22 protein-coding genes are annotated in these 21,753 nt (G+C 72.2%); 7 read left to right on the top strand and 15 right to left on the bottom strand.

Translation table 11 applies throughout. The annotated features are described in order from the left end of the window. Positions 1-231: DUF4347 domain-containing protein (locus tag ACILR4_RS22010; protein ID WP_395703024.1), on the bottom strand; the 231-nt coding region annotated here is incomplete at its 3' end. Then, positions 228-1,073, bottom strand: coding sequence for a sulfotransferase family protein (locus tag ACILR4_RS22005; RefSeq protein WP_395703023.1), 846 nt, complete (start codon positions 1,071-1,073; stop codon positions 228-230). The genes ACILR4_RS22005 and ACILR4_RS22010, both read right to left, overlap by 4 nt. Positions 1,074-1,362: 289 nt before the next feature. Between ACILR4_RS22005 and ACILR4_RS22000 the strand changes: the two genes are divergently transcribed. Further along, positions 1,363-2,448, top strand: a complete 1,086-nt coding sequence (locus tag ACILR4_RS22000; RefSeq protein WP_395703022.1) for a type II asparaginase — start codon at positions 1,363-1,365, stop codon at positions 2,446-2,448. 29 nt (positions 2,449-2,477) lie between these two features. On the opposite strand, the gene ACILR4_RS21995 is transcribed toward ACILR4_RS22000, so the two are convergent. Further along, a complete protein-coding gene (locus ACILR4_RS21995; RefSeq protein WP_395703021.1) occupies positions 2,478-4,427 on the bottom strand; it encodes an acyl CoA:acetate/3-ketoacid CoA transferase in 1,950 nt (649 codons plus the stop codon). Positions 4,428-4,553: 126 nt separating this feature from the next. On the opposite strand from ACILR4_RS21995, the gene ACILR4_RS21990 reads away from it, so the two are divergent. Beyond that, entirely contained in the window at positions 4,554-4,826 is a 273-nt protein-coding gene (locus ACILR4_RS21990) for a hypothetical protein (protein WP_395703020.1), read from the top strand. 7 nt (positions 4,827-4,833) lie between these two features. Here the strand turns inward: ACILR4_RS21990 and ACILR4_RS21985 are convergent, their stop codons facing one another. From ACILR4_RS21985 to ACILR4_RS21975, 3 genes are all read right to left on the bottom strand, one after another. After that, positions 4,834-5,124 carry a hypothetical protein gene (locus ACILR4_RS21985; RefSeq protein WP_395703019.1) on the bottom strand — a complete coding sequence of 97 codons (291 nt, stop codon included), beginning with the start codon at positions 5,122-5,124 and terminating at the stop codon, positions 4,834-4,836. A 131-nt stretch (positions 5,125-5,255) separates the two neighbouring features. Next, positions 5,256-5,825 (bottom strand): dCTP deaminase, encoded by a 570-nt coding sequence (dcd, locus tag ACILR4_RS21980; RefSeq protein ID WP_395703018.1) that lies wholly within the window; start codon positions 5,823-5,825, stop codon positions 5,256-5,258. Next, the gene (locus ACILR4_RS21975) at positions 5,822-6,511 is read right to left on the bottom strand and encodes a Crp/Fnr family transcriptional regulator (RefSeq protein ID WP_395703017.1); all 690 of its coding nucleotides are present in this window, start codon (positions 6,509-6,511) and stop codon (positions 5,822-5,824) included. The genes dcd and ACILR4_RS21975 overlap by 4 nt, the downstream gene beginning before the upstream one ends. 103 nt (positions 6,512-6,614) lie before the next feature. On the opposite strand from ACILR4_RS21975, the gene ACILR4_RS21970 reads away from it, so the two are divergent. Beyond that, positions 6,615-7,136 (top strand): DUF962 domain-containing protein, encoded by a 522-nt coding sequence (locus ACILR4_RS21970; protein WP_395703016.1) that lies wholly within the window; start codon positions 6,615-6,617, stop codon positions 7,134-7,136. Positions 7,137-7,180: 44 nt separating this feature from the next. After that, complete coding sequence (locus ACILR4_RS21965) at positions 7,181-8,167, top strand: 2-dehydropantoate 2-reductase (protein WP_395703026.1); 987 nt, start codon at positions 7,181-7,183, stop codon at positions 8,165-8,167. Here ACILR4_RS21965 and ACILR4_RS21960 read toward each other — a convergent pair whose 3' ends face one another. The 5 genes from ACILR4_RS21960 to ACILR4_RS21940 all read right to left on the bottom strand — a co-directional run bounded on the left by ACILR4_RS21960 (position 8,168) and on the right by ACILR4_RS21940 (position 13,966). Continuing rightward, complete coding sequence (locus ACILR4_RS21960) at positions 8,168-10,066, bottom strand: ATP-binding protein (protein WP_395703025.1); 1,899 nt, start codon at positions 10,064-10,066, stop codon at positions 8,168-8,170. Then, positions 10,066-11,040 carry a CHASE2 domain-containing protein gene (locus ACILR4_RS21955; protein WP_395703015.1) on the bottom strand — a complete coding sequence of 325 codons (975 nt, stop codon included), beginning with the start codon at positions 11,038-11,040 and terminating at the stop codon, positions 10,066-10,068. Before ACILR4_RS21955 ends, ACILR4_RS21960 begins: the two co-directional genes overlap by 1 nt. 27 nt (positions 11,041-11,067) lie before the next feature. Then, positions 11,068-11,490: a hypothetical protein gene (locus ACILR4_RS21950; protein ID WP_395703014.1), complete on the bottom strand. Its 423-nt coding sequence runs from the start codon at positions 11,488-11,490 to the stop codon at positions 11,068-11,070. Between the two features lie 3 nt (positions 11,491-11,493). Further along, positions 11,494-12,714, bottom strand: a complete 1,221-nt coding sequence (locus ACILR4_RS21945) for a FecR domain-containing protein (RefSeq protein ID WP_395703013.1) — start codon at positions 12,712-12,714, stop codon at positions 11,494-11,496. A 235-nt stretch (positions 12,715-12,949) separates the two neighbouring features. Continuing rightward, positions 12,950-13,966 carry a zinc-dependent alcohol dehydrogenase family protein gene (locus ACILR4_RS21940; RefSeq protein WP_395703012.1) on the bottom strand — a complete coding sequence of 339 codons (1,017 nt, stop codon included), beginning with the start codon at positions 13,964-13,966 and terminating at the stop codon, positions 12,950-12,952. A 122-nt stretch (positions 13,967-14,088) separates the two neighbouring features. Between ACILR4_RS21940 and ftsH the strand changes: the two genes are divergently transcribed. After that, on the top strand, positions 14,089-15,906 hold the full coding sequence (gene ftsH, locus ACILR4_RS21935) for an ATP-dependent zinc metalloprotease FtsH (RefSeq protein WP_395703011.1): 1,818 nt from the start codon (positions 14,089-14,091) through the stop codon (positions 15,904-15,906). A 13-nt stretch (positions 15,907-15,919) separates the two neighbouring features. On the opposite strand, the gene ACILR4_RS21930 is transcribed toward ftsH, so the two are convergent. Together ACILR4_RS21930 and ACILR4_RS21925 are read right to left on the bottom strand one after the other, a co-directional pair. Next, complete coding sequence (locus ACILR4_RS21930) at positions 15,920-16,891, bottom strand: Bug family tripartite tricarboxylate transporter substrate binding protein (RefSeq protein WP_395703010.1); 972 nt, start codon at positions 16,889-16,891, stop codon at positions 15,920-15,922. A gap of 22 nt (positions 16,892-16,913) precedes the next feature. Continuing rightward, positions 16,914-17,918: a porin gene (locus ACILR4_RS21925; RefSeq protein WP_395703009.1), complete on the bottom strand. Its 1,005-nt coding sequence runs from the start codon at positions 17,916-17,918 to the stop codon at positions 16,914-16,916. 147 nt (positions 17,919-18,065) lie between these two features. Between ACILR4_RS21925 and ACILR4_RS21920 the strand changes: the two genes are divergently transcribed. Further along, the gene (locus ACILR4_RS21920) at positions 18,066-19,436 is read left to right on the top strand and encodes an adenylosuccinate lyase family protein (protein WP_395703008.1); all 1,371 of its coding nucleotides are present in this window, start codon (positions 18,066-18,068) and stop codon (positions 19,434-19,436) included. Here ACILR4_RS21920 and ACILR4_RS21915 read toward each other — a convergent pair. Continuing rightward, entirely contained in the window at positions 19,372-20,577 is a 1,206-nt protein-coding gene (locus tag ACILR4_RS21915) for a winged helix-turn-helix domain-containing protein (RefSeq protein WP_395703007.1), read from the bottom strand. The genes ACILR4_RS21920 and ACILR4_RS21915 overlap by 65 nt on opposite strands. A 46-nt stretch (positions 20,578-20,623) precedes the next feature. Then, a complete protein-coding gene (thpR, locus tag ACILR4_RS21910; RefSeq protein WP_395703006.1) occupies positions 20,624-21,166 on the bottom strand; it encodes an RNA 2',3'-cyclic phosphodiesterase in 543 nt (180 codons plus the stop codon). Positions 21,167-21,329: 163 nt separating this feature from the next. On the opposite strand from thpR, the gene ACILR4_RS21905 reads away from it, so the two are divergent. Continuing rightward, complete coding sequence (locus tag ACILR4_RS21905; RefSeq protein WP_395703005.1) at positions 21,330-21,752, top strand: tripartite tricarboxylate transporter TctB family protein; 423 nt, start codon at positions 21,330-21,332, stop codon at positions 21,750-21,752. Position 21,753 lies beyond the last annotated feature (1 nt).

Below are 21,753 nucleotides of genomic sequence, written 5' to 3'. Positions count from 1 at the left end.
CACGCTCACCGCGCTCAGGTCCTTCAGGCCGCTCAGCGCCTGGGCCATCTGGTGCAGGCCGTCCTGGTTCGCCTCCAGCACCACCACCTTCACGCCCGGCTCGGCCGCGGCGATGAGGGTCTGCAGTTCGGGCACGCGGCTGTCGATGAACAGCACCGCCTGCGGCTGCGGCTGACCCAGCCCTTCGATCGCGGACAGGCAGAAGTACTCGGGGGCGGCAAAGCTGCTCATTGGGAATCCTTGGGTTGGGCAGGTTGGGCGGCGATCACGTTGGCGCCGCTGGCTGCGGTGTTTTTCCAGAACGACAGGGCGGCGTACTGCTCGAACAGGTCAGGCGGCAGGATGGTGCGGCGCTCCTCCAGACCGACCTTGGGCCGCACCGTGTGCAGCCCATGCATGCCCAGCGTGGCGTCGAACTCCGGTGCCTCGTACTGCACGTTGTCGAAGTCGTGGCCGGCGTACGCTTCCTCGCCGATAAAGCGATAGATCAGCGGCAGCACCTTCTGCGGTGCGTTCACCAGCAGGTCGTAGTCGACGATCAGCAGCGCCTTCGCGTGCTCGCCATAGAAGGCCTCCTTCAGCGCCGACCACGGAAACCCGACCAGCCGGTTGCGCTGGGCCAGCGTCTCGACCCGGCTGTACACCGTGCTGCGTTCGTTGTCGTCGTTGAACAGCCGCGTCAGCTCGTAGGGGTTGGCGCGGTAGCGGCGCTCCAGGCTGTCCATCACCCAGGCCACGTTGCGCACGCAGGCGATCAGCCTGGCCTCGGGAAACTGGTCCATCAACGCCGGCATCCGGGCCGCCCAGGCGCGGTTGGTGTCGAACACCACCGCCTTGTCCGCCTGGTCCGCGTAATAGGACTCGAACAGCCCGCGCATCAGCCGGCGGCGCTGCTCGCGCGTGACGACGGGGCCGAACTCCGAACCGGCCGCGAACTGCTGCAGCATCGATCCGAACAGCGCGCCCACCGGGCTGGTCATGCCCGCATGGAAGCGCGGGTTCTGGCGCAGGATCGCGGCCAGGAGTGTCGACCCCGAGCGCGGCAGCCCGGTGATGAAGTGGTACTTGGGCATGGGGGGAACTCGCCTTGTGTTCTGGGTACCGGGCCCCGGGTCTTGCGCACGGGACCACCGCGGCGCAGTGTGCTCGCCTGTCAAGACAGGCAAAACGGTAAAAAGAAAGCCCTTCCCAGGGCGTGTGTTTGACGCCACGCCGAAGGGTGCGGGTTTCCGCCCTGCGCGACGTACCGCCTGTGTGGACATCCGCCCACGCCAACGGCCCTTGCCCTGGGCCGCACGGGCCGGCGGCAGATGGCATGGAACCTGCCTTGTGTGTGGCCCCATCGACCCCCGAAAGACCCTGATGAGCCTGTTGCGACCCTGGCTGGCCCGCGGTATTGCCGCCCTTGCCCTGTTGACCACCGCGAGCCTCACGCTCGCCCAGACCCCGACGGCAGCGGCCAGGCCGCGCATCACCGTGCTGGCCACTGGCGGCACGATTGCCGGCGCCGGCGCCTCGGCCGCCAACAGTGCCACCTACCAGGCCGCCAAGGTGCCGGTGGACAAGCTGATCGCCGGCGTGCCCGAGCTCTCCGACGTGGCGGTGGTCAAGGGCGAGCAGGTGTTCCAGATCGCCAGCGAGAGCTTCACCAACGACAAACTGCTCACGCTGGGCAAGCGCGTCTCGGCCCTGGCGAAGGATCCCGAGGTCGATGGCATCGTCATCACCCACGGCACCGACACGCTGGAAGAGACCGCCTACTTCCTGAACCTGGTGGTCAACACCGACAAGCCCATCGTGGTGGTCGGCTCGATGCGCCCGGGCACCGCGATGTCCGCCGACGGCATGCTGAACCTCTACGACGCGGTGGTGGTGGCCGGCAGCCGCGATGCGCGCGGCAAGGGCGTGCTGGTGGCGATGAACGACGAGATCCACAGCGGCCGCGACGTGACCAAGCGCGTGAACATCAAGACCAACGCGTTCTTCAGCCAGTGGGGCCCGCTGGGCATGGTGGTGGAAGGCCGCAGCTACTGGTTCCGCCTGCCGGCCAAGCGCCACACCGCGAACAGCGAGTTCAACATCGACAAGATCGACGCGCTGCCCGAAGTGCAGATCATCTATGGCGCCGGCAACATGGCGCTGCAGATGTACGAAGCGCCGCAGCGCGCCGGCGCCAAGGCCGTGATCCATGCCGGCACCGGCAATGGCTCGGTGGCCGGCTATGCGGTGGACGCACTGCGCGGCCTGCGCAGCGCCGGCATGGTGGTGATCCGCTCCTCGCGCGTGGGCGACGGCTTCGTGCTGCGCAATTCCGAGCAGCCCGACGACAAGTACGACTGGGTCGTGGCCCACGACCTGAACCCGCAGAAGGCCAAGATCCTGGCCGCGGTGGCGCTGACCAAGACCAGCGACACCCAGGAACTGCAGCGCATCTTCTGGGAATACTGATAGCGCTTATCGTGAGCGGCCACTGCTGATCAGCCCGGGCCGCCGCCACGCGCGCGCAGCCGGGCCTGTGCCGCGCCCGAACTCTCGAAGATGTGCGGCGCCACGCCGCGCGCTGCCAGCGCCGGCCCCAGCTTGGCGCGCAGGAAGCCCGAGGTGCTGTAGCGCACCACGTCGAGGTAGTAGCGGTCGACCAGGCTGCGCACGGTGGCGGCCCACAGGTCCTCGACCTCGGCATCGAGCACGAAGTGGTCGTAGTTGACCACCGCGTTGACCTTGCGGCCCAGCGGCTCGAGGTGGCGCTCGACCTCGTGGCGCACCGCTTCCACGTCGTCCGGCGTGCGCAGCGCCAGGCGCTCGAAGTTGATGAACATGGTGTTCTGCGCCGCGTCGTAGTGGAAGCGCTCGGCCAGCGGCACCAGCAGCAGCCGCGCGCGCAGGCCCATCGCCTCGTCGCCGAAGATCGCCGTGTCCATCAGCGCCGGCGGCCGCTCGATGATCGGCGCGAAGTCCATCAGCGCCAGGATGTCGCGCTGCAGGTCGACGCCGGGCGCGATCTCGACCAGTTCCAACCCCTGCGCATGCAGCCGGAACACGCAACGCTCGGTCACGTACAGCACCGGTTGCCCGCGTGCCCAGGCCTCGCGGCCCGAGAAGGTGCGGTGCTCGACCTCGCGCACGAACTTCGGCGCGCCGTTGGCCAGGAAGCTGCCGACGAAGACCACCCGCTTGGCGTTCTGGCTGATGTTGATGAAGCCGCCAGCCCCGGCCAGCCGCGGGCCGAACTTGCTGACGTTCAGGTTGCCCTGCGCATCGGCCTGCGCCAGGCCGAGGAAGGCGATGTCCAGCCCGCCACCGTCGTAGAAGTCGAACTGGTAGGGCTGGTCGATGATGGCCTGGGTGTTCACCGCGGCGCCGAAGTTCAGCCCGCCGGCCGGGATGCCGCCGATCACGCCGGGCTCGGCGGTCAAGGTGATCAGGTCGATCACCCGCTCCTCGGCCGCCACCGCGGCCACGCCCTCGGGCATGCCGATGCCCAGGTTCACCACGCTGTTGGGCTTCAATTCCAGCGCGGCGCGACGCGCGATGATCTTGCGCTCGCCCATCGGCATGATCGCCACGTGGCCCGCCGGCACGCGCAGCTCGCCGGCGAAGGCCGCGCTGTACGGTTCGGCAAAGGTCTGCTGGTGGTACTCGGGCCGCTCGGCCACCACCACGCAGTCGACCAGCACGCCGGGAATCTTCACCTGCCGCGGCGACAGCGAATGCGCCGCCGCCAGCCGCTCGACCTGCACGATGACGATGCCGCCGGAATTGCGCGCCGCCATCGCGATGGCCAGCGCCTCCAGCGTCAGCGCCTCGCGCTCCATCGTCACGTTGCCGTCGGTGTCCGCGGTGGTGCCGCGTATGAAGGCCACGTCGATCGGGAAGGCCTTGTAGAACAGGTAGTCCTCGCCGTCGATCGGCATCAGCTTCACGCGCTCGTCGGTGCTGCGTTCGTTGATGCGCCCGCCGCCGTGGCGCGGGTCGACGAAGGTGCCCAGGCCCACCTTCGACAGGTGCCCTGGCTTGCCGGCGGCGATGTCGCGGAACAGGTGCGAGATCACGCCCTGCGGCAGGTTCCATGCCTCGATCTCGCCGCCGACCGCCAGCTTCTGCAGCGCCGGCACCAGGCCCCAGTGCCCGCCGATCACCTTGCCCACCAGGCCGGCATGGCCCAGGTGGTTCAGCCCGCGCTGCTGGCCGTCGCCCTGCCCCGCGGCGTAGACCAGGCCCAACTGGCGCGGCGCGCCGGTCGACAGGAAGCGACGCTCCAGCGCCACCGCCAGGTTTTCCGGAAAGCCGATGCCGACGAAGCCGCCGGTGGCCAGCATGTCGCCGTCGGCCAGCAGCTGCACCGCCTCGTCGGCCGTCACCACCTTGCCCTTGTCGGCGTTGCGCAAGGCGCCCATGCGCTCGTGCGCCCGCGAAGCCTGGCTCATGTCTGTCTCCTTCCTCAACGCGGTCGATTGGCCGCGATTTATCCCTTTGATTTTGCTGACACGATCCTGACAAGCAGCCTAATATCGGTACAAGTCCCGATCCGAATTCCACTCTTCGAGGCCGCCATGACCCTGCAGCAACTGGCCACCGTGAAACGCTGGCACCAAACCCACCACCGCGAACGCAGCGTCGAGTATCAGCTCTGGGATGCGATGCTCACCTGCTGGGTGCTGGGCTGGATGGGCGTGCCGGCCGCGGTGCTGCTGGCGCCGGAGTACGGCGTGATGAGCTGCGTGCTGCTGTACTTCGCGCCCTCGCTGTACGTGCGGCTGCGCGCGCGCCTGCACCGCCAGGGCCGGCTGCGCTGCGACTGGCTCTCGAGCGCCAGCCGGCACTGAGCCTGGGTCAGCGGCCGGGGCCGCCCTGGTAGACCTCGAACAGCATCACCGCCACGCGGCGCAGCAGCGCATCGGCCATCGCATGGCCGAGCGCAATGCGTTCGAGCGCATAGCGACGGTCGTAGCGCATGCGCTGCACCAGCACGGTCTCACCGGCCGCGCGCATGCGGTCCTGGAAGGTGGCGAGCAGGCCCATGTCGACGCAGCAGGCCGGCACCAGCGCCGGCAGGATGCGGCCGCCGCCGAAGAATTCGCGCGGCAGCTTGTCGAGTTCGGTGGCGTCGGGGATCGGGATCATCGCAGCGCACTCCCATCGGGGCTTGCTGCGCATGATCCGCTTGGGCACCCCCCGGCCATCGGCCGAGAAGCGGCGCGCGGGGCACCCAGTTCAGGTCTTCGGCAGCGTGACGCCGCACTGGCCCTGGCGAATCAGGTCTTGGGCAGCGTAACCCCCCGCTGCCCCTGGTATTTGCCGCCGCGGTCCTTGTAGCTGGTCTCGCAGACCTCGTCGCTCTCGAAGAACAGCACCTGCGCGCAGCCTTCGCCGGCGTAGATCTTGGCCGGCAGCGGCGTGGTGTTGCTGAACTCCAGCGTCACGTAGCCTTCCCACTCGGGCTCGAAGGGCGTGACGTTGACGATGATGCCGCAGCGGGCATAGGTGCTCTTGCCCAGGCAGATGGTCAGCACGTTGCGCGGGATGCGGAAGTATTCGACCGTGCGCGCCAGCGCGAAGCTGTTGGGCGGGATGATGCAGACATCGGCCTCGATGTCGACGAAGCTCTTCTCGTCGAAGTTCTTCGGGTCGACCACCGTCGAGTGGATGTTGGTGAACACCTTGAACTCGGGCGCGCAGCGGATGTCGTAGCCGTAGCTCGAGGTGCCGTAGCTGACGATCTTGTGCCCGTCGGCCGACTGGCGCACCTGGCCGGGCTCGAAGGGCTCGATCATCCCGTGCGATTCGGCCATGCGGCGAATCCACTTGTCGCTCTTGATGCTCATCGGTCCCATTCTAGGTGGGGGTCCAGCAGGTCGATGCCCCCGTAGCGCAAGGCCAGCACACCCTGCGTTTCCAGTGTCCGCAGCGCCTTGTTCACGCTCTGCCGGCTGACACCCATCATCAGCGCCAGCTGCTCCTGCGGCAGCCGCAGCGTGCGCCGCGGCGGCCGGCTGCCATAGCCGCGCGCCTGGCGGCGCAGCATCTTGATCAGGCGCTGCTCCAGCGGCAGGCGCTGGATGTCCTCCAGCACCTCGAAGGCCTGGCGCAGCTTGCCGCAGGCCAGCCGGGCCAGGTCGCGCCAGTGCAGCGGATGCGCGTCCAGCCAGGCCCGCAGCGCGGCCTCGGGCACCAGCAGCAGCTCGGTCTCGCCTTCGGCGCAGGCATCGTGCGTGCGCGGCAGGCCATCGATCATCGAGATCTCGCCAAACCATTGGTAGGGCTCGATGAAGGCCAGCAGCGCGGCATCGCCCTCGGCATCGATCGAGCCGACGCGCAAGGCGCCGGCCACCACGCAGCACAGGCCCGCGGCCGCCTCCCCGCGCGCGAACAGCGGCTCGCCATCGGCCAGCGGCTGCAGCCGCCCCCGTTCGACCAGCGCCTGCTGCAGCGCGGCGGGGCAACTGCCGAACCAGGGCTCGCTGGCCAGCAGGCCGCGCAGCGAGGCGGGTGCGGGGCGGGTGGGCTTCATCGGCTGCGGGCGTCGGATCGTCCAGATTTTGACAGTCGCTCAAGCCGCGGCTCCACTAGCATTCGTCGATCCGCAGGCAAGGACGGATTCAAAGGAGACACCGATGCGCAACGCCACCGACCTGATGGTGCAGTACGCCACCTACCACCGAGACCGCCGCAACATCGCCACCCACTTCGTTGGCATTCCGCTGATCGTGCTGGCCGTCGGCGTGCTGCTGGCGCGGGCCAGCCTGTTCGGCGTGAGCCTGGCCTGGATCGTCTGGGCGCTGGCCACCGCCTGGTACCTCACCCGCGGCAACCTGGTGCTGGGCCTGGCCACCAGCGCGGCCAACGCGGTGCTGATGCTGCTGGCGCATCCGCTGGCCGCGGGCTCGATGGCGGCCTGGCTGGCCTGGGGCGTCGGCACCTTCGTCGTCGGCTGGATCATCCAGTTCATCGGCCACTACTACGAAGGCCGCAAGCCGGCCTTCGTCGACGACCTGGTCGGGCTGCTGGTCGGCCCGATGTTCGTCACCGCCGAAGGGCTGTTCGCCGCCGGCTGGGGCCGCGCGCTGCTGGCCGAGATCGAACGCCGCGTCGGCCCGACGCACCTGCGCGACCTGGCCGCGCCGATCGCGCATTGAGTGCGCCGGCGTCAGCCCCACCCGCACTCGGCGCGGTGCTGGTGATGGGCGCCGGCAGCATCGGCTGCTGGTTGGGCGGGCGCCTGGCGGCGGCCGGCGTGCCGGTGCACTTCGTCGGCCGGCCGCGCGTGCTGCAGGCCTTGCGTGAACACGGCCTGACGCTGACCGACCGCGATGGCGGCCACGCGCCGTTGCCACCGACGCAGCTGTCGCTGCACGAGGTGCCGCCGCCGCGCCTGGCGCCCGCGCTGGTGCTGCTGTGCGTGAAAAGCGGCGGCACGGCCGACGCCGCGCGGCAACTCGCCGCCGCCCTGCCGGCCGGCACGCCGGTGGTCTCGATGCAGAACGGCCTGTCCAACGTCCCCAGCGCGCAGGCCGCCGCGCCGGCGCTGCAGTGGATCGCCGGCATGGTGCCCTACAACATCGCCGAAGTCGGCCCGGGCCGCTTCCACCGCGGCACCAGCGGCCTGCTGGCAGCACAGGACCATCCGGCGCTCCGGGCATGGCAGGCGGCGTTCGATCGTGCCGGCCTGCCGCTGGCGCTGCATGCCGACCTGCGCAGCGTGCAGTGGGGCAAGCTGCTTCTGAACCTGAACAACGCGGTCAATGCGTTGTCGGGCCTGCCGCTGCGCGCGCAGCTGCTCGATGCCGACCTGCGCCTGTGCACCGCGGCCTTGATCGAGGAAACGCTGGCGCTGCTGGCCGCCGCGGGCATCGTGCCGGCGAAGATGTCGCCGCTGCCGCCGGCCTGGGTCCCGCGGGTGATGCGTCTGCCCACGCCGCTGTTCCGGCTGGTGGCCTCGGGCTCGCTGCGCATCGATGCGCAGGCGCGCTCCAGCATGGCCGACGACCTGGCGCTCGGTCGCCCGACCGAGATCGACGCGTTGCAGGGCGAGGTGATCCGGCTGGCCCGCAGCCTGGGCCGCGCGGCGCCCCTGAACGAGCGCATCAGCGCGCTGGTCAAGGCCTGGCCCGAACGCCGCCAGCCCTGCAGCGGCCGGGCCCTGCGCGAAGCGCTGGGAATCGGCTGACTAGCCGCCGGCACGCGTGCGCGCCGACCAGCGGCTGACCACCGCGACCAGGTCCTCGGCCACCACCGGCTTGCTCAGGAAATCGTTCATCCCGGCCGCCAGGCAGGCCGCGCGGTCTTCGGCGAAGGCATTGGCGGTCAGCGCCACCACCGGCACGGTGCGCCCGCGCTCGCCCGCCGCGCCGGCGCGCAGCCGGCGCGTCACCTCGATGCCGTCCATGTCCGGCATCTGCCAGTCCATCAGCAGCACGTCGAAGCTCTGGTCGGTGCAGCGCTGCAGCGCCTGCGTCCCATCGGCCGCCACCTCGGTGTGGAAGCCGGCCTGGGCCAGCATCGCGCCGACGATGGTCTGGTTCACCGGATCGTCCTCGACGATCAGCACCCGGCCGGCGCGGCGCGCGCCCGCGGCCGGGTTCGACGCCGGTGCGGCGCCCGGCTCGCCGGCCGCCACCACGCCGAAGCGGCTGACCAGCGCCGAGCGCAGCACCGGCTTGATCACGCTGCGCGGCAAGCGCACCCGGTCGCGCGCCGACTCGGCGGCATACCAGGCCAGCCGGGTCATGCCGATCACGCGGGCCGGGTCGACCCAGTCGACCGCCGCCTCCAGCAGGTCCAGTGCCTCGGGCGCATCGGTGGCCACCAGCAGCCAGGCCGGACGGCCCTGCGCATCGGGCCAGGTGCAGGCGGCATGCAGCGCCTCCGGCGTGCTGCAGCGCAGCGCCTGGCAGCCCATGCGCTGCAGCAGCGCGGCCAGGCCCTGGGCACTGGCCTCGTGCGGCTCGACGAAGGCCACCCGGTAGCCCAGCGGCTCGGGCTCGGGACGCGCTTTTTCAACGTTAGGAAGCGGCAGCCGCGCGCTGAAGCAGGCACCCTGCCCCGGGCTGCTCTGCAGCTCGATGCTGCCGCCCATCGCCAGCACCAGCTTGCGGCAGATCGTCAGCCCCAGGCCGCTGCCGCCGAAGCGGCGCGTGGTGCCGCTGTCGGCCTGCGCAAAGGGCTCGAAGATGCGCTGCTGGGCTTCGGCGTCGAGGCCGATGCCGGTGTCGGCGACCCGGAACAGCACCTCGTCCGCATCCCGGCCGGGCTCGATGCGCAGCACCACCTCGCCCTGCAGCGTGAACTTCACCGCATTGCCCAGCAGGTTCAGCAGGATCTGGCGCAGCCGCGTGACATCGCCGACGCGCCAGGCCGGCAGCGTCGGGTCCAGCACACAGGCCACCTGCAGGCCCTTGCCGCGCGCCGGCGCTGCGGCGGTGGCCACCACCGCCTCGATCGCATCGACCAGGTTGAATTCCTCACGCTGCAGCTCGAGCACGCCCGCCTCGATGCGGGCCAGGTGCAGCACGCCGTCGATCAGGCCCAGCAGGTGGTTGCCACTGGCGCGGATGATGTCCAGCAGTTCCTCGCGCCGCTGCTCGTCGCCGGCATGGTCCTGCAGCAGCTGGCAGGCGCCGATCACGCCGTTCAGCGGCGTGCGCAACTCGTGGCTCATGCTGGCCAGGAACTCGCTCTTCGCCGCGTTCGCGGCCTCGGCCACCGCGCGCTCGTAACGCAGGCGTTCAGCGGCCAGGCGGCTGTGGCGCTGCTGCGCCGCCACCGCCAGCAGCAGGCCGACGCCCACCGTGAGCAGCGGCGCCAGCAGCGGCAGCTGCAGTTGCCCGAAGCCCAGCGCCGCCCCGCCCAGCGCCAGCAGCGCGGCGGCAGCGGCGGCACCGGCCAGCGCGTCGCGCGGCAGCTGCGGTCGGCCGCGCCGCCACAGCCAGGCCGCCGGCAGCAGCGCCGGCAGCAGCAGCGCGGCCGGCGCCCAGGGCGGCGCCGGCGCGATCACCCGGCCCGCGGCCAGCGCGGCCTGCGCGCCGGCCAGCCACTCGGCGCCCGACAGCTGGCCGGCCGGCGTCATCACCCGGTTGCCCAGGCCCGCGCTGCTGCCGATGAACACGCGCTTGCCCTGCAGGCGCTGGCGCAGACCGGCCGGCGCCGTCTGGCCCAGCGCGGCGGCGGCCACGGCGTGGAACGGCAGGCGCGGCAGAGCTTCCACGGGCAGCGGCGGCAGGCGCGCTCGCCCGGCCCCGTCCACCGGCCAGCGCTGCGGGCCGAGCGTGAAGGCCCGTCCGTCATAACGCAGATCCGGCACGGCCGCCCCATGGCGCTGCAGCGCCTGCAGCATCGCCAAAGGCAGCGCCAGCAGGCGCTGGCCCCCGCCTCGTGCATCAGCGCGATGCGGCGCAGCTGGCCATCGGCATCCAGCGGCATCGAGACCATGCCGAGCACCGCCGGCCGCAGCGGCTCGGCCGGCAGCAGCAGCGCAGGCCAGTGCGCTGCCGGTGCGCGGTCGGTCGGCGGCGCGGCGGCTGACGGCGCGGCGGCTGACGGCTCGGCGACGGACCCCTCGGCGGCAGCGGGCTCGGCCGGCGGCGCATCGGCCGCCGCCAGCGCGCCACCGCCCTGGCGCGGCGAAGCCGCGGCCAGCACCACCGGCATCGCGCCGGCGGCCTGCAGCGCGTGCTGGAGCGCGGCGTCGCCTTCGCGCGCGTCGGCCATCACCACGTCGATCGCCACCGCGCGGGCGCCGGCCTCGCGCAGGTAGTCGATCACCAGCGCGTAGGCATCGCGTCGCAGCGGCCAGCCGCCAAAGACCGGCGCCAGCGCGCGCAGCGAGGCTTCGTCGATGTCGAGCACCAGCACCTCGTCCACCGGCACCGGCGACGCCACCCAGCGCAGCTGCAGGTCGGTGAGCCACTCGTCGCCGCGGCGCAGCGCCGGCTGGGTGGCCAGCAGCCAGCCCAGCAGCAACCCAGCCAATGCGGTGGCCAGAGGCACCCAGCCCAGGCCGGGCATCTCGCCGCTCGACGGCCAACGGGCGCGGGTTGGCATCGGCATCCGCTTGCGGGCCGCGGCCCGCTACAGCGCCAGCACCAGCAGCAGCGCCGGCAGCAGCAGCCACCAGAGCTGGCGCGGCACCTCGAACTGCTGCACGCTGCCCCAGGGGCCGACATAGCCGTCGGCATCGATCGCCCGCACCCGCACGTGGTAGCGGCCAGGCGGCGGCAGCGCCAGCGTGGCCTCGGGCTTGTCGCTGGCCAGCTGCTGCACGAGATCGGTGAAGCCCGCATCGCGCGCCAGCTGCAGCTCGTAGCGCTGGCCGGGCTCGGCCGCGGCCCAGCGCAGCACGATGCCCTCGGACGACACCGCCGGCGGCTGCACCGGCGGTGCCGGCGGGATCGGCCTGACCGTGAAGGCCTGCGCATCGCCGAAGGGCCCGGCATCGCCGTCGGCCCGCACGCTGGCCAGGCGCCAGAAGTACCGGCCCGGTGGCAGCGGCACCGACTAGCTCGGTGCCGCGCAGGCCGGGCTGGTCGATGCGCGGCGCGCTGAAGTCCGCGCTCTCGGCCACCTGCAGGCGGTAGCTGGCGGCTTCCTGGACGCCTGGGTCCAGGCCAGCGGGGTCGGCTCGCCATACAGGCGCGCATCGGCACGCGGCTGGCGGGTGAACGGCGGCTCGGGCCGCGCCTTCAGCACGAAGGCCCGGCGCGCGTCGCGGCCTTCCAGTCCCAGCGCGTCGATGCCGCGCACGCGCAGCTCGTAGCGGCCGTCGGGCAGGTCGGCCCAGCGCGCCAGCGGTTCGGCGCTGCGGCTGTCCAGCAACAGCCGGTCGGCGGCATCGCTGCCCTCGGCCGGGAACACCTGCGCGCGGTAGGCGCTGGCGCCGGGCAGCGGCGACCAGGCCAGGCGCAGCGGCACGCGCTCGAGCCGCTGCGCGGTGCTGGCCAAGTCCGGCGGGTCGAGCAGGCGCTGCGGCGCGGCGACCCCCTGCCCGGCCACGGCGACGGTGCCGAAGCCGGCGCCGATCGGCGTGGCCGCGCGCGCGCTGCGGCTGCCGGCGCCGCCGGGCGCTTCACCCGCCGCGGCCACCGTGCCCTCGATGACCTCGACGCGGGTGGTCTGCGCCTCGACCTGCGTGCGGAACTCGGTGCCGCGTACGCCCAGGTTCACCGAGGGCGTGCCGATGTCGTAGCGGCGGCCGACGACGCCCGGCACCACGCGCGAGTCGACGCTGCCGCTGTCCAGCTTCAGCCGCGTGTCCGGCACGCCGGCCGCGCCGATCTGCACCAGGCGCTCGAAGCGCACCTGGGTCTCCGGCCGCACCAGCAGGCGCGAGCCGTCGGCGAACTTCAGCGCCATCGCGGCGTCGCGGCCGGCCAGCAGCAGGTCGCCGGTGCCCAGCGTGGCGCCGGCCGCGACCGCCTCGGGCGCGCCGCCGGCGCGCTGCACCCGCACGTCACCCTGCACATGCAGCACCTCGGCCCGCACCGGCTGCACCCGCAGCCAGGCCAGCGGAATGCGCAGGCTCTGCCCCGGCACCAGCCGGCGCGGCCACGCGGTTGAGCTTCTGCAGCTGGCGCCAGTCGGCCCGGGTCCGCATTGGCGGGCGACGATGCCGATCAGCGTGTCCCCGCGCTCGATGCGGTAGGCCCACTGCCCGGCCGCCGCATCGGCCGCCGGCGGCGCCGCCAGGCCCTGCAAGGCCGTGACCAGCAGGCCGGCCATCACGCTGCCGCGAAGCGCCGGCCGCGGGCCGCGCCGGTTTTCCTGCGGGCCGCGGCCCCTGGACTTCACAGTGCCATCCACGCGATCACCACCACCTCCTGCAGATGCTCCCGGCAGCGTGCCATCGTCGGCCGCACTTGCCAAGCGCACATTTGCGCAGTACCCGCCCTGCAGGACCCTCGGCAGGCGCCGCCGACGCGTTCCAGCCCCGCCCCGGGCGGGCCCGGCCGGCCGGTCACGGCAGCAGCACGGCCGCGCCGTTCAGCCGCCCGGCGCGCAGGTCGGCCAGCGCCTGGTTCGCATCGGCCAGCGCATAGGCCTGGCTGTGCACCTGCAGGGGGTGGCGTGCGGCGTGGGCCAGGAACGCTTGGCCGTCGCGCCGCGTCAGGTTCGCCACCGACAGCAGCTGCCGCTCCTCCCACATCAGGCGATAGGGAAAGCTCGGCAGGTCGCTCATGTGGATGCCGCCGCACACCACGCGGCCGCCCTTGCGCACCGCCGCCAGCGCCAGCGGCACCAGCTCGCCGCTGGGCGCGAAGATCAGCGCGGCGTCCAGCGGCCAGGGCGGCGGCTCGTCGCTACCGCCGGCCCAGGCCGCGCCCAGGCCGCGCGCGAAGTCCTGCGCCGCCGTGTCGCCGGGCCGGGTGAAGGCGCACAGGCGCCGGCCCTCGTGCAGCGCCACCTGCGCCACCAGGTGCGCCGCGGCGCCAAAGCCGTAGAAGCCGATGTCGCGCGCGCCTTCGTCCTGCGCGCCCAGCGCCAGGCCGTCGGTCGCCATCCGCAGGCTGCGCCAGCCGATCAGGCCGGCGCACAGCAGCGGCGCGATGCGCTCCGGCGGCAGCGCCAGACCCACCAGCGGCAGGCAGAAGTCGGCCCGCGCCAGCACATGGGTGGCGAAGCCACCGTCGCGGCTGCAGCCGGTGAACACCGGCGTGTCGCACAGGTTCTCGAACATCCCGCGGCAGTAGCGGCAATGCCCGCAGGCGCCGCCGAGCCAGGGCACGCCGACCTGCTGACCCGCGAAATGCGCGTCCACGCCCGGCCCCAGCGCCTCGACGATGCCGACGATCTGGTGCCCCGGGACCACCGGCAGCCGGGCCTGCGGCAGCTCGCCGTCCACCAGGTGCAGGTCGGTGCGGCAGACGCCGCAGGCCAGCACCCGCAGCCGCAGCTCGCCCGGGCCGGGCACGGGCTCGGGCCGCTGCTCCAGCCGCAGCGGCTCGCCGAGCCGGGACAAGACCATCGCCTGCATGGCCCGATTCTGGCGGCCGGCCGCCGGCGCTGCACGCGCCGCAGGGCGTGCCGGCTTGCTGAAGATCAAGCGCCGCCGCGCCGGGGCATGCGCCAATCGGCCGTTTTCGCCCACCGCCCGCCATGGACCTGAAGAAGCACTGGAACCTCGGCACGCTGCTGACCGCGATCGCGCTGATGGCGCTGGTCTGGAGCTGGCGCAGCACCGAGCGCCAGGTCGACACCGTGCCCTACAGCGGCTTCGAGCAGCTGCTGAAGGAAGGCCGCATCGCCGAGGTGACGCTGACCGATCAGCAGGCCATCGGCCGGCTGAAGGAGCCCGATGGCCAGGGCCACCAGATCGTCATCGCCACGCTGGTCGAACCCGCGCTGGCGCAGCGCCTGGGCGAGTTCGGCGTGCCGTTCCGGCGCGAGCCGTCGTCACCCTGGCTGCGCGAGCTGCTGAGCTGGGTGATGCCGGTGCTGGTGCTGGTGGCGTTCTGGAGCTACATGGGCAAACGCATGGGCGCGGGCGGCGGCGCCGGCGGTCTGCTGGGCATCGGCCGCAGCCATGCCAAGGTGTACATGGAGAAGAACACCGGCGTGCGCTTCGCCGACGTGGCCGGGGTCGACGAGGCCAAGGCCGAGCTGCAGGAGATCGTCGACTTCCTGAAGAACCCCGCCGAGCATGGGCGGCTCGGCGCACGCGTGCCCAAGGGCGTGCTGCTGGTCGGCCCCACCGGCACCGGCAAGACGCTGCTGGCGCGCGCGGTGGCCGGCGAGGCCGGCGTGGCCTTCTTCTCGATCAGCGGCTCGGAATTCATCGAGATGTTCGTCGGCGTCGGTGCCGCGCGGGTGCGCGACCTGTTCGAGCAGGCGCGCGCGCAGGCGCCGGCCATCATCTTCATCGACGAGCTCGACGCGCTGGGCAAGGCACGCGGCGTGTTCCCGGTGTCCGGCGGCCACGACGAGCGCGAGCAGACGCTGAACCAGCTGCTGGTCGAGCTCGACGGCTTCGACACCCGCGCCGGCGTGGTGCTGCTGGCGGCCACCAACCGGCCCGAGATCCTGGACCCGGCGCTGCTGCGCGCGGGCCGCTTCGACCGCCATGTGCTGGTCGACAAGCCCGACCGCGCCGGCCGCGTCGCGATCCTGCAGGTGCATGCGCGCAAGGTGAAGCTGGCACCCGGCGTCGACCTCGACCAGGTGGCGGCCATCACCGTCGGCTTTGCCGGCGCCGACCTGGCCAACGTGGTGAACGAGGCCGCGCTGGTGGCCACCCGCCGCAAGGCCGATGCGGTGACGCTGGCCGACTTCACGCAGGCCATCGAGCGCATCGTCGCCGGCATCGAGAAGCGCCACCTGCTGCTGAGCCCGGTGGAACGCCGGCTGGTGGCCACGCACGAGCTCGGCCATGCCCTGGTGGCGATGGCGCTGAGCCCGGAGGATCCGGTGCACAAGGTGTCGATCGTGCCGCGCGGCATCGGCGCGCTGGGCTACACGCTGCAGCGGCCCAGCGAAGACCGCCACCTGCTCGGCCGCACCGAGCTGATGGCCAAACTGAGCGTCCTCCTCGGCGGCCGCGCCGCCGAGCTGCTGGTCTTCGGCGACCCCAGCACCGGCGCGGCCGACGACCTGGCCAAGGCCACCGACATCGCCCGCGACATGGTGCTGCGCTACGGCATGGACGAGGCCATCGGCCCGGTGGCGCTGGGCGAGGCCCGGCCGCGCTGGCTGGCACCGGCCGAAGGCGGCCCGCTGCCCGCCGCCGCGGCCACCGGCCCGGAGACCGCGCAGCGCATCGACGCCGCGGTGCGCGGCCTGCTGGAGCAGGCGCAGCAGCGCGCCCAGGCGCTGCTGGCCGAGCGCCGCGACACGCTGGACCGCTGCGTGGCCGCGCTGATGGCCGAGGAAACGCTGGACGGCGAGCGCCTGCGCGCGCTGGTCGCGGCCGCGGGGTGACGGCGCCGCCGCGCTACTCGGTGGAGATCTTCGCGGACTGCACGATGTCGCGGTACACCGCCGCCTGCGCCGCGACGAAGCCGCGCAGCTCTGCCCCCTTCATCGGCGCCACGGTGATGCCCGACTCGAGCAGCTTGGCCCGCAGGTCCGGCAGCGCCAGGGCCTCCATCAGCGCGCGTTCGTAGCCGGCGGCCAGCGCGGCCGGGGTGCCGCTGCGCACGAACAGCCCCTGCCACAGCGGCAGCGCGAGGCCGGCGAATCCCTCCTCCTCGCCGATGCGGCGCACCTGCGGCAGGGCGGGCACCCGCGCGGTATCGGACACCGACAGCGCCTTGATCCTGCCCTCCTTCAGGAACGGCATCGCGGTGGACAGCACCAGGATCGCGGCATCGACCTGCTGGCCGACCAGGTCGTTGGCGATCTGCGCGCCGCCGCGGTAGGGGATGTGCTGCATCTGCACCCGGGCCTGCTTGTTGATGAGCGCGCCGTACAGGTGCTGCATCGTGCCGATGCCCGGCGTGGCGTAGGTGAAGTTCTCGGCGCCGCCCGCCTGCAGGCGCCGGATCAGCTCGGCCAGGTTGCCGTACTTCGAGCCGGCCGGCACCGCGAACACCATCGGCACCGTGGTCAGGCGGCCGATGGCCACGAAATCCCGGTCCCAGTCGACCTTGAACTTCGGGTTCACCATCGGCACCACGACCGTGTCGGTGCCGCCCAGGTACAGCGTGTGGCCATCGGCGGGCTGGCCCAGCACCTTCTGCACGGCCAGCATGCCGCTGGCACCGGCCGCGTTCTCGACGATGACCTGCCGCTGGATGCGCTTGCCGAACTCCGCGCCCACGGCGCGGGCGATCAGGTCGGCGCTACCGCCGGCGGAGTAGCCCACCACCATTGGCAGCGGCCGGTCGGCCTGGGCCCAGGACGGCCGGCCCAGCCCGGCCGCAGCCACGCCGAGGGACAGCCGATGGAACGATCTGCGATGCATGTCGATCTCCTCGCCGCCGTGTTCAGAAGGTGTGCTTGATGCCGACATCGATGGCCGTCGTGCGGGTGGCCTGCACCCGCTTGGCCGAGCCGACATTGGTGTACAGCGAGGTGCGTCTGCTCAGCAGGTACTCGATGCCGGCGCTGACCATCGTCGCATCCAGGTTCGTCGCCGGCGACAGCCGGCCCCACGAGGCGTAGGCCTTGGCCTGGCCCAGCGGCACCCGCAGCGACAGCGCAATCGCATGGGCGTCGCCGTTGAGGCCGCCCTTGGCGGTGGAGTAGATCAGCGTCGGGTACACCACGCCGAAGTCGTAGCCGCCCGCCAGCAGCGCGAGGTGGTTGCGCGCATCGAGCCGGTCGAAGGCCGCGCCGACCCAGACCGGGCCATTGCGGTACTGCACGTTGCCGGCCAGGTTGTTGCTGCGCTGGTTCTCGCCGAAGGCGCCGGCCAGTTCCGCGCTGAAGCCGGCAAGCTCGGGCGTCTTGTAGCCCACGCTGTTGGCCCAGCGGATGTTCGAGGCCTCGATGCTGCTGGCCACCGCGGTGTAGTTGGCATAGGTGTAGGGCGAGCCGAGCTGGCCGACGTAGCTCCACAGCGTGGCGTCGGCATTCAGCGCCACCCAGTAGGCGGGCGAGTACTCGCGCCCCAGGTAGACCTCGCCCCACTGCCGGCTGCCCACTGCCACCACCGATCGGCCGAGCCAGAACACCGCGTTGCTCGGCGTGCCGGTGTCGGCGGCGAAGCGGTGCTCGATCTGGAAGCGCGCGTACAGGCCGTCGCCCATGTCTTCCTGGCCGCGGAAGCCCAGGCGCGAGGTGTTGCCGGCCTTCACCGTCCACACGTCGGGCGCGGCCCGCCCGGGCAGCAGTCCGCCGGGCGTGGTGCCGCTGTTGGCCTTGGTGATGCCCTGGTCGACGATGCCGTAGATGCCGACGTTCGATTGGGCGTGCACTGCGCCGGCGGCGCCGAGCAGTGCGGCCGCGAGCAGGCCGGCGCGGCGCGCCGGACGAGAAACCGAATCCATGCTTGTCTCCTTGACGTGCCGGCCGCAGGCCGGCCGGTGAATGCACTGTATTGTATTGTTATACGCCAAGTCAATACATTTATGCCGCGACAACATGGCTCGGCGGAAGTACAATAAATACATTGAGTACATTCAAAGGCCTGCGCGATGCCCATCGGCATGTTCGATTCCTTCATCACCGGCCACTGGTTCAGCGCCGAGGCCAAGCGGCTGTGGAGCGACGAGGCCACGCTGCAGTCATGGCTGGACGTGGAGGCCGCGCTGGCCCAGGCCCAGGCCGCACAGGGGCTGATCCCGGCCGAGGCGGCGGCCACCATCACCGGCCAGGCCCAGGCCAGCCGCTTCGACACCCGGCAGCTGGCCGAGGCGATCGCCTTTGCACAGCATCCGCTGGTGCCGGTGCTGCACCGCTTCGAGCAGCTGTGCGGCGAGCCGGCCGCCGGCTACCTGCACTGGGGCGCGACGACGCAGAACATCTTCGACACCGCCGCCGCGCTGCAGATGCACGCCACCCACCGCCTGCTGCTGCGCGAGCTGGACGGCGCGATCACGGCGATCGGCGCGCTGGCCACCCGGCACCGCAGCACGCCGATGGCCGGCCGCACGCATGGCCAGCATGCGCTGCCGATGAGCTTCGGCTACAAGCTGGCCGGCTGGATCGACGAACTCGACCGCGACCGCCAGCGCCTGCAGCAACGGCTGGCTGCGGCCTTCCCGGCCAGCATGGGCGGTGCGATCGGCACCTTCGCGGCGATGGGCCCGCGCGGGCCGGCGGTCGAGGCCGGCGTCGCCGAACTGCTGGGGCTGCAGCCGGCCGGCCTGCCACTGCGCGGCTCCTACGACCGCGCCTGCGACTATGTCCAGGCGCTGGGCCTGCTGGCCGGTACGGCGCAGAAGATCGCGCAGGACCTGGTGTTCCTGCAGCGCAGCGAGATCGGCGAAGTGAGCGAGGCCTTCCATCACGGCAAGGTCGGCAGCTCGACGATGGCGCAGAAGCGCAACCCCTCCAGCGCACAGCTGCTGGCCAGCCTGGCGCGCCTGCTGCGCCTGCGCGTGCCCGGCGCACTGGAGGCGATGGTGCGCAGCGATGAGGGCGACGCCGCGGCCACCAACGTGACGGACGTGCTGCTGCCCGAGATCGCGCTGCTCGGCGCCTCGCTGGCGGGATGCCTGTGCCGGCTGGCGCGCGGCCTGCAGGTGGATGCGGCGGCGATGGCGCGCAACCTGGCGCTCGGCGGCGGGCTGATCAACACCGAGGCATTGATGATGCGGCTCACCCCGCGCATGGGCCGCCACCGGGCGCACCGCCTGCTGTACGAAGTGGCCCAGCAGGCCCAGTCGGCGCGGCTGCCGTTCCGCCAGGCACTGCTGCGACATCCCGCCTTCGCCGAGCCCGGCCTGGTCGAAGAGCTGCTGCAGGCGCTGGAACCGGCGGCCTACCTGGGCGAATCGGTCACGCTGACCGACGCGACCGTGGCCCGCGTGCCCGGCGCTCGACCGGCGCCACCGCCGGCGTGAGCGCGGCCACCGAGGCGCCGGCCCGCTGCGTCAGCGGGATCAGGCGCACGCCGTACGGCGCCTGCGGCTGCGCCCAGCGCGCCTGGATGGCCTCGTGCAGCGCGGCCACCTGGTGCTCGACGCTGCAGCCGGCCATCGTGAAGAAGCCGGCATGCTCGTTGGCCAGGTCGGTGCGGCCCAGCAGCACCACGCTCAGGCGGTCGGGTGCCGCCAGGCCGACATCGGCCAGCAGCGCGCGAAAGCGCTCGCCATCCTCGATGCCCCAGGCCACCAGCGCGCTGAACAGCGGGGCCTCGGCCGCGTCGCGCCGTGCCGCCAGCCGCGCGGCCAGCGCCTCGGCATAGGCATCGTCGGGCAACAGCGGCAGCGCCAGCGCCTCCAGCACCAAGTCCGGCTGGGCGCGCTGCAGGGACTCGAAGCGGCGCCAACCCAGCTGCGTGGCCAGGAACGGATGCGCGGTGCAGGCGAACGCGATGTGCCGATGCCCCTGCTGCCACAGCAGCTCGACTGCGGCGGCCAGCGGCTCGCCCCATTCGGTGCCGACGGCCTCGACATCGGTGCCCACCAGCGCGGTACCGTCGACTGCCAGCACCGCGCACTTCTCGCGCAGCGCGGCCAGCAGTTCCACCGGGATGGTGCGGAACGTTGACTGCACGACGCAGGCGTCGAAGCGCGGCAGGGCCTTCAGCACCGTCAGCGCGTGGCCTGCATCGGTGTACGACACCTCCAGCACGCGGTGACCCTCGGCGGCAAAGCGGCGGTGCAGGCCTTCGACCAGCACCCGGCCGCGCGCGATGCTGATCGAGCGCCGCAGCAGCAGCACGGCGCGCGCATCCGTCGCGCGTCCGCCGCGCGCGGCCGGCTCGTCCGGCTCGGCCGCGGCCGTGGACGCCGGCAGGGCGGCGGTGGACGTGCCGTTGGCCACCGGCGAGGACGCGCCACCGGTGAAGTAGGTGCCACGACCCACCTGCGATTCGATCTGGCCGCGGTCCTTCAGCACCTGGAACGCGCGCTGCACCGGCGCCTGCGACACGCCGAAGCGCCGCATCAGCGCCCGGATCGTCGGCAACCGGTCGCCCGGGCGGGCCTCGCGCGCCAGTGCATCGAGGAATTGCTCGAGTTCATGCAATGCGTTGTGCATCCGTGGACGATACAACACAGCCGGTGTATCGCGGCCCGTGCTCCGCTCAGCCCAGCGGCCAGCGCGCCAGCTCGCGGTAGCGCCGGGCCGTGCCTTCGGCGCGGCAGGCCAGCGTGAAGGCCTCGGCGCACCAGGCCAGCGGCTGCGGCCCGGCCGGCAGGCCGGCACCGCCGGCGCGCCGCGCCAGCGTCAGGTGCGGCCGCCAGGGCCGCGTCTCGAGCGCGAAGCCGGCATCGGCCAGTGCGGCGGCCAGCGCCTGGTGCAAGGCGCGCAGCGCCGGCGTGGCATCGCCCGCCAGCACCGCGATGCCGCTGCGCCAGAGCATCGGCGTATCCAGGGTCACCGGCACGGGGGGCTGCCGCACGCGGCCCAGCGCGGCCTGCAGCGCGGGCAGGCGCGCGGCCGCCACATCGCCGATGAAGTGCAGGGTCAGGTGCAGGTCGGCGCCCAGCAGCGGCCGCACGCCGGCCGGCCACAGCCAGGCGGCCCGGCCGGCATCGGCCTGCAGTTGCGCCGCGGGCGGCGCCATCAGCGCGACGAAGCAGCGCGGCAGCGCCTGCACATCCGTTCGGTCAGGCGATACGCTCATATCAGAAGTTATCCATCCTGGCTGTCGTGAATCCGTCCGAAAGCTGTCCTACGTGGAAACCGACGTAGCGCAAATCGGCCGGATTCCTAGAGTGGACCACCGTGGCCTTTCCGCGTCGGAAGGGTCGTCGATCTTCGCCCACCTCAGCACCGGAAACCTCCCCATGAAGGACCAAAACCTCGCTCGCGGCCTGTTCCTGGCGGCCATCGCACTGGCCTTCGGCATCGGCGCGCTGGGCTATCCCATCGGCCAGTTCAGCCGCGCCGGCCCCGGGCTGTTCCCGCTGATGGTCAGCAGCCTGCTGCTCGTGGTGGCGGTGTCGATGATCATCCGCTCGTTCTTCGTCAAGCCCGAGCCGATGCACTTCCAGTTCAAGAACATCGCGCTGCTGCTGTCGGCGCTGGCCGGCTTCGCGCTGGTCTCGCACTTCGTGAACATGATCGCCGGCATCGTGCTGATGGTGTTCATCGCCGCCTACGCGGGCAGCACGCACTCCTGGAAGCTGAGCCTGAAGATCGCCGCCGGCCTGGTGGCGGTGGCCTTTGCGTTCCAGAAGCTGCTCGGCCTCAACCTCCCCTTGTACTGAC

Source organism: Aquabacterium sp., assembly GCF_044226965.1.
In the GTDB taxonomy this organism is placed as follows: domain Bacteria; phylum Pseudomonadota; class Gammaproteobacteria; order Burkholderiales; family Burkholderiaceae_C; genus Pseudaquabacterium.
The sequence above is the reverse complement of the archived record's forward strand: the minus strand, read 5'-3'. Positions and strand labels throughout refer to the sequence as shown.

Bases quoted from the DNA above. Each gene is read 5' to 3' on its own strand.
- ACILR4_RS22005 (WP_395703023.1), bottom strand. From the start codon at position 1,073: ATGCCCAAGTACCACTTCATCACCGGGCTGCCGCGCTCGGGGTCGACA.
- ACILR4_RS22000 (WP_395703022.1), top strand. From the start codon at position 1,363: ATGAGCCTGTTGCGACCCTGGCTGGCCCGCGGTATTGCCGCCCTTGCC.
- ACILR4_RS21995 (WP_395703021.1), bottom strand. From the start codon at position 4,427: ATGAGCCAGGCTTCGCGGGCGCACGAGCGCATGGGCGCCTTGCGCAAC.
- ACILR4_RS21990 (WP_395703020.1), top strand. From the start codon at position 4,554: ATGACCCTGCAGCAACTGGCCACCGTGAAACGCTGGCACCAAACCCAC.
- ACILR4_RS21985 (WP_395703019.1), bottom strand. From the start codon at position 5,124: ATGATCCCGATCCCCGACGCCACCGAACTCGACAAGCTGCCGCGCGAA.
- dcd (WP_395703018.1), bottom strand. From the start codon at position 5,825: ATGAGCATCAAGAGCGACAAGTGGATTCGCCGCATGGCCGAATCGCAC.
- ACILR4_RS21975 (WP_395703017.1), bottom strand. From the start codon at position 6,511: ATGAAGCCCACCCGCCCCGCACCCGCCTCGCTGCGCGGCCTGCTGGCC.
- ACILR4_RS21970 (WP_395703016.1), top strand. From the start codon at position 6,615: ATGCGCAACGCCACCGACCTGATGGTGCAGTACGCCACCTACCACCGA.
- ACILR4_RS21965 (WP_395703026.1), top strand. From the start codon at position 7,181: ATGGGCGCCGGCAGCATCGGCTGCTGGTTGGGCGGGCGCCTGGCGGCG.
- ACILR4_RS21960 (WP_395703025.1), bottom strand. From the start codon at position 10,066: ATGACGCCGGCCGGCCAGCTGTCGGGCGCCGAGTGGCTGGCCGGCGCG.
- ACILR4_RS21955 (WP_395703015.1), bottom strand. From the start codon at position 11,040: ATGCCAACCCGCGCCCGTTGGCCGTCGAGCGGCGAGATGCCCGGCCTG.
- ACILR4_RS21945 (WP_395703013.1), bottom strand. From the start codon at position 12,714: ATGGCCGGCCTGCTGGTCACGGCCTTGCAGGGCCTGGCGGCGCCGCCG.
- ACILR4_RS21940 (WP_395703012.1), bottom strand. From the start codon at position 13,966: ATGCAGGCGATGGTCTTGTCCCGGCTCGGCGAGCCGCTGCGGCTGGAG.
- ftsH (WP_395703011.1), top strand. From the start codon at position 14,089: ATGGACCTGAAGAAGCACTGGAACCTCGGCACGCTGCTGACCGCGATC.
- ACILR4_RS21930 (WP_395703010.1), bottom strand. From the start codon at position 16,891: ATGCATCGCAGATCGTTCCATCGGCTGTCCCTCGGCGTGGCTGCGGCC.
- ACILR4_RS21925 (WP_395703009.1), bottom strand. From the start codon at position 17,918: ATGGATTCGGTTTCTCGTCCGGCGCGCCGCGCCGGCCTGCTCGCGGCC.
- ACILR4_RS21920 (WP_395703008.1), top strand. From the start codon at position 18,066: ATGCCCATCGGCATGTTCGATTCCTTCATCACCGGCCACTGGTTCAGC.
- ACILR4_RS21915 (WP_395703007.1), bottom strand. From the start codon at position 20,577: ATGCACAACGCATTGCATGAACTCGAGCAATTCCTCGATGCACTGGCG.
- thpR (WP_395703006.1), bottom strand. From the start codon at position 21,166: ATGAGCGTATCGCCTGACCGAACGGATGTGCAGGCGCTGCCGCGCTGC.
- ACILR4_RS21905 (WP_395703005.1), top strand. From the start codon at position 21,330: ATGAAGGACCAAAACCTCGCTCGCGGCCTGTTCCTGGCGGCCATCGCA.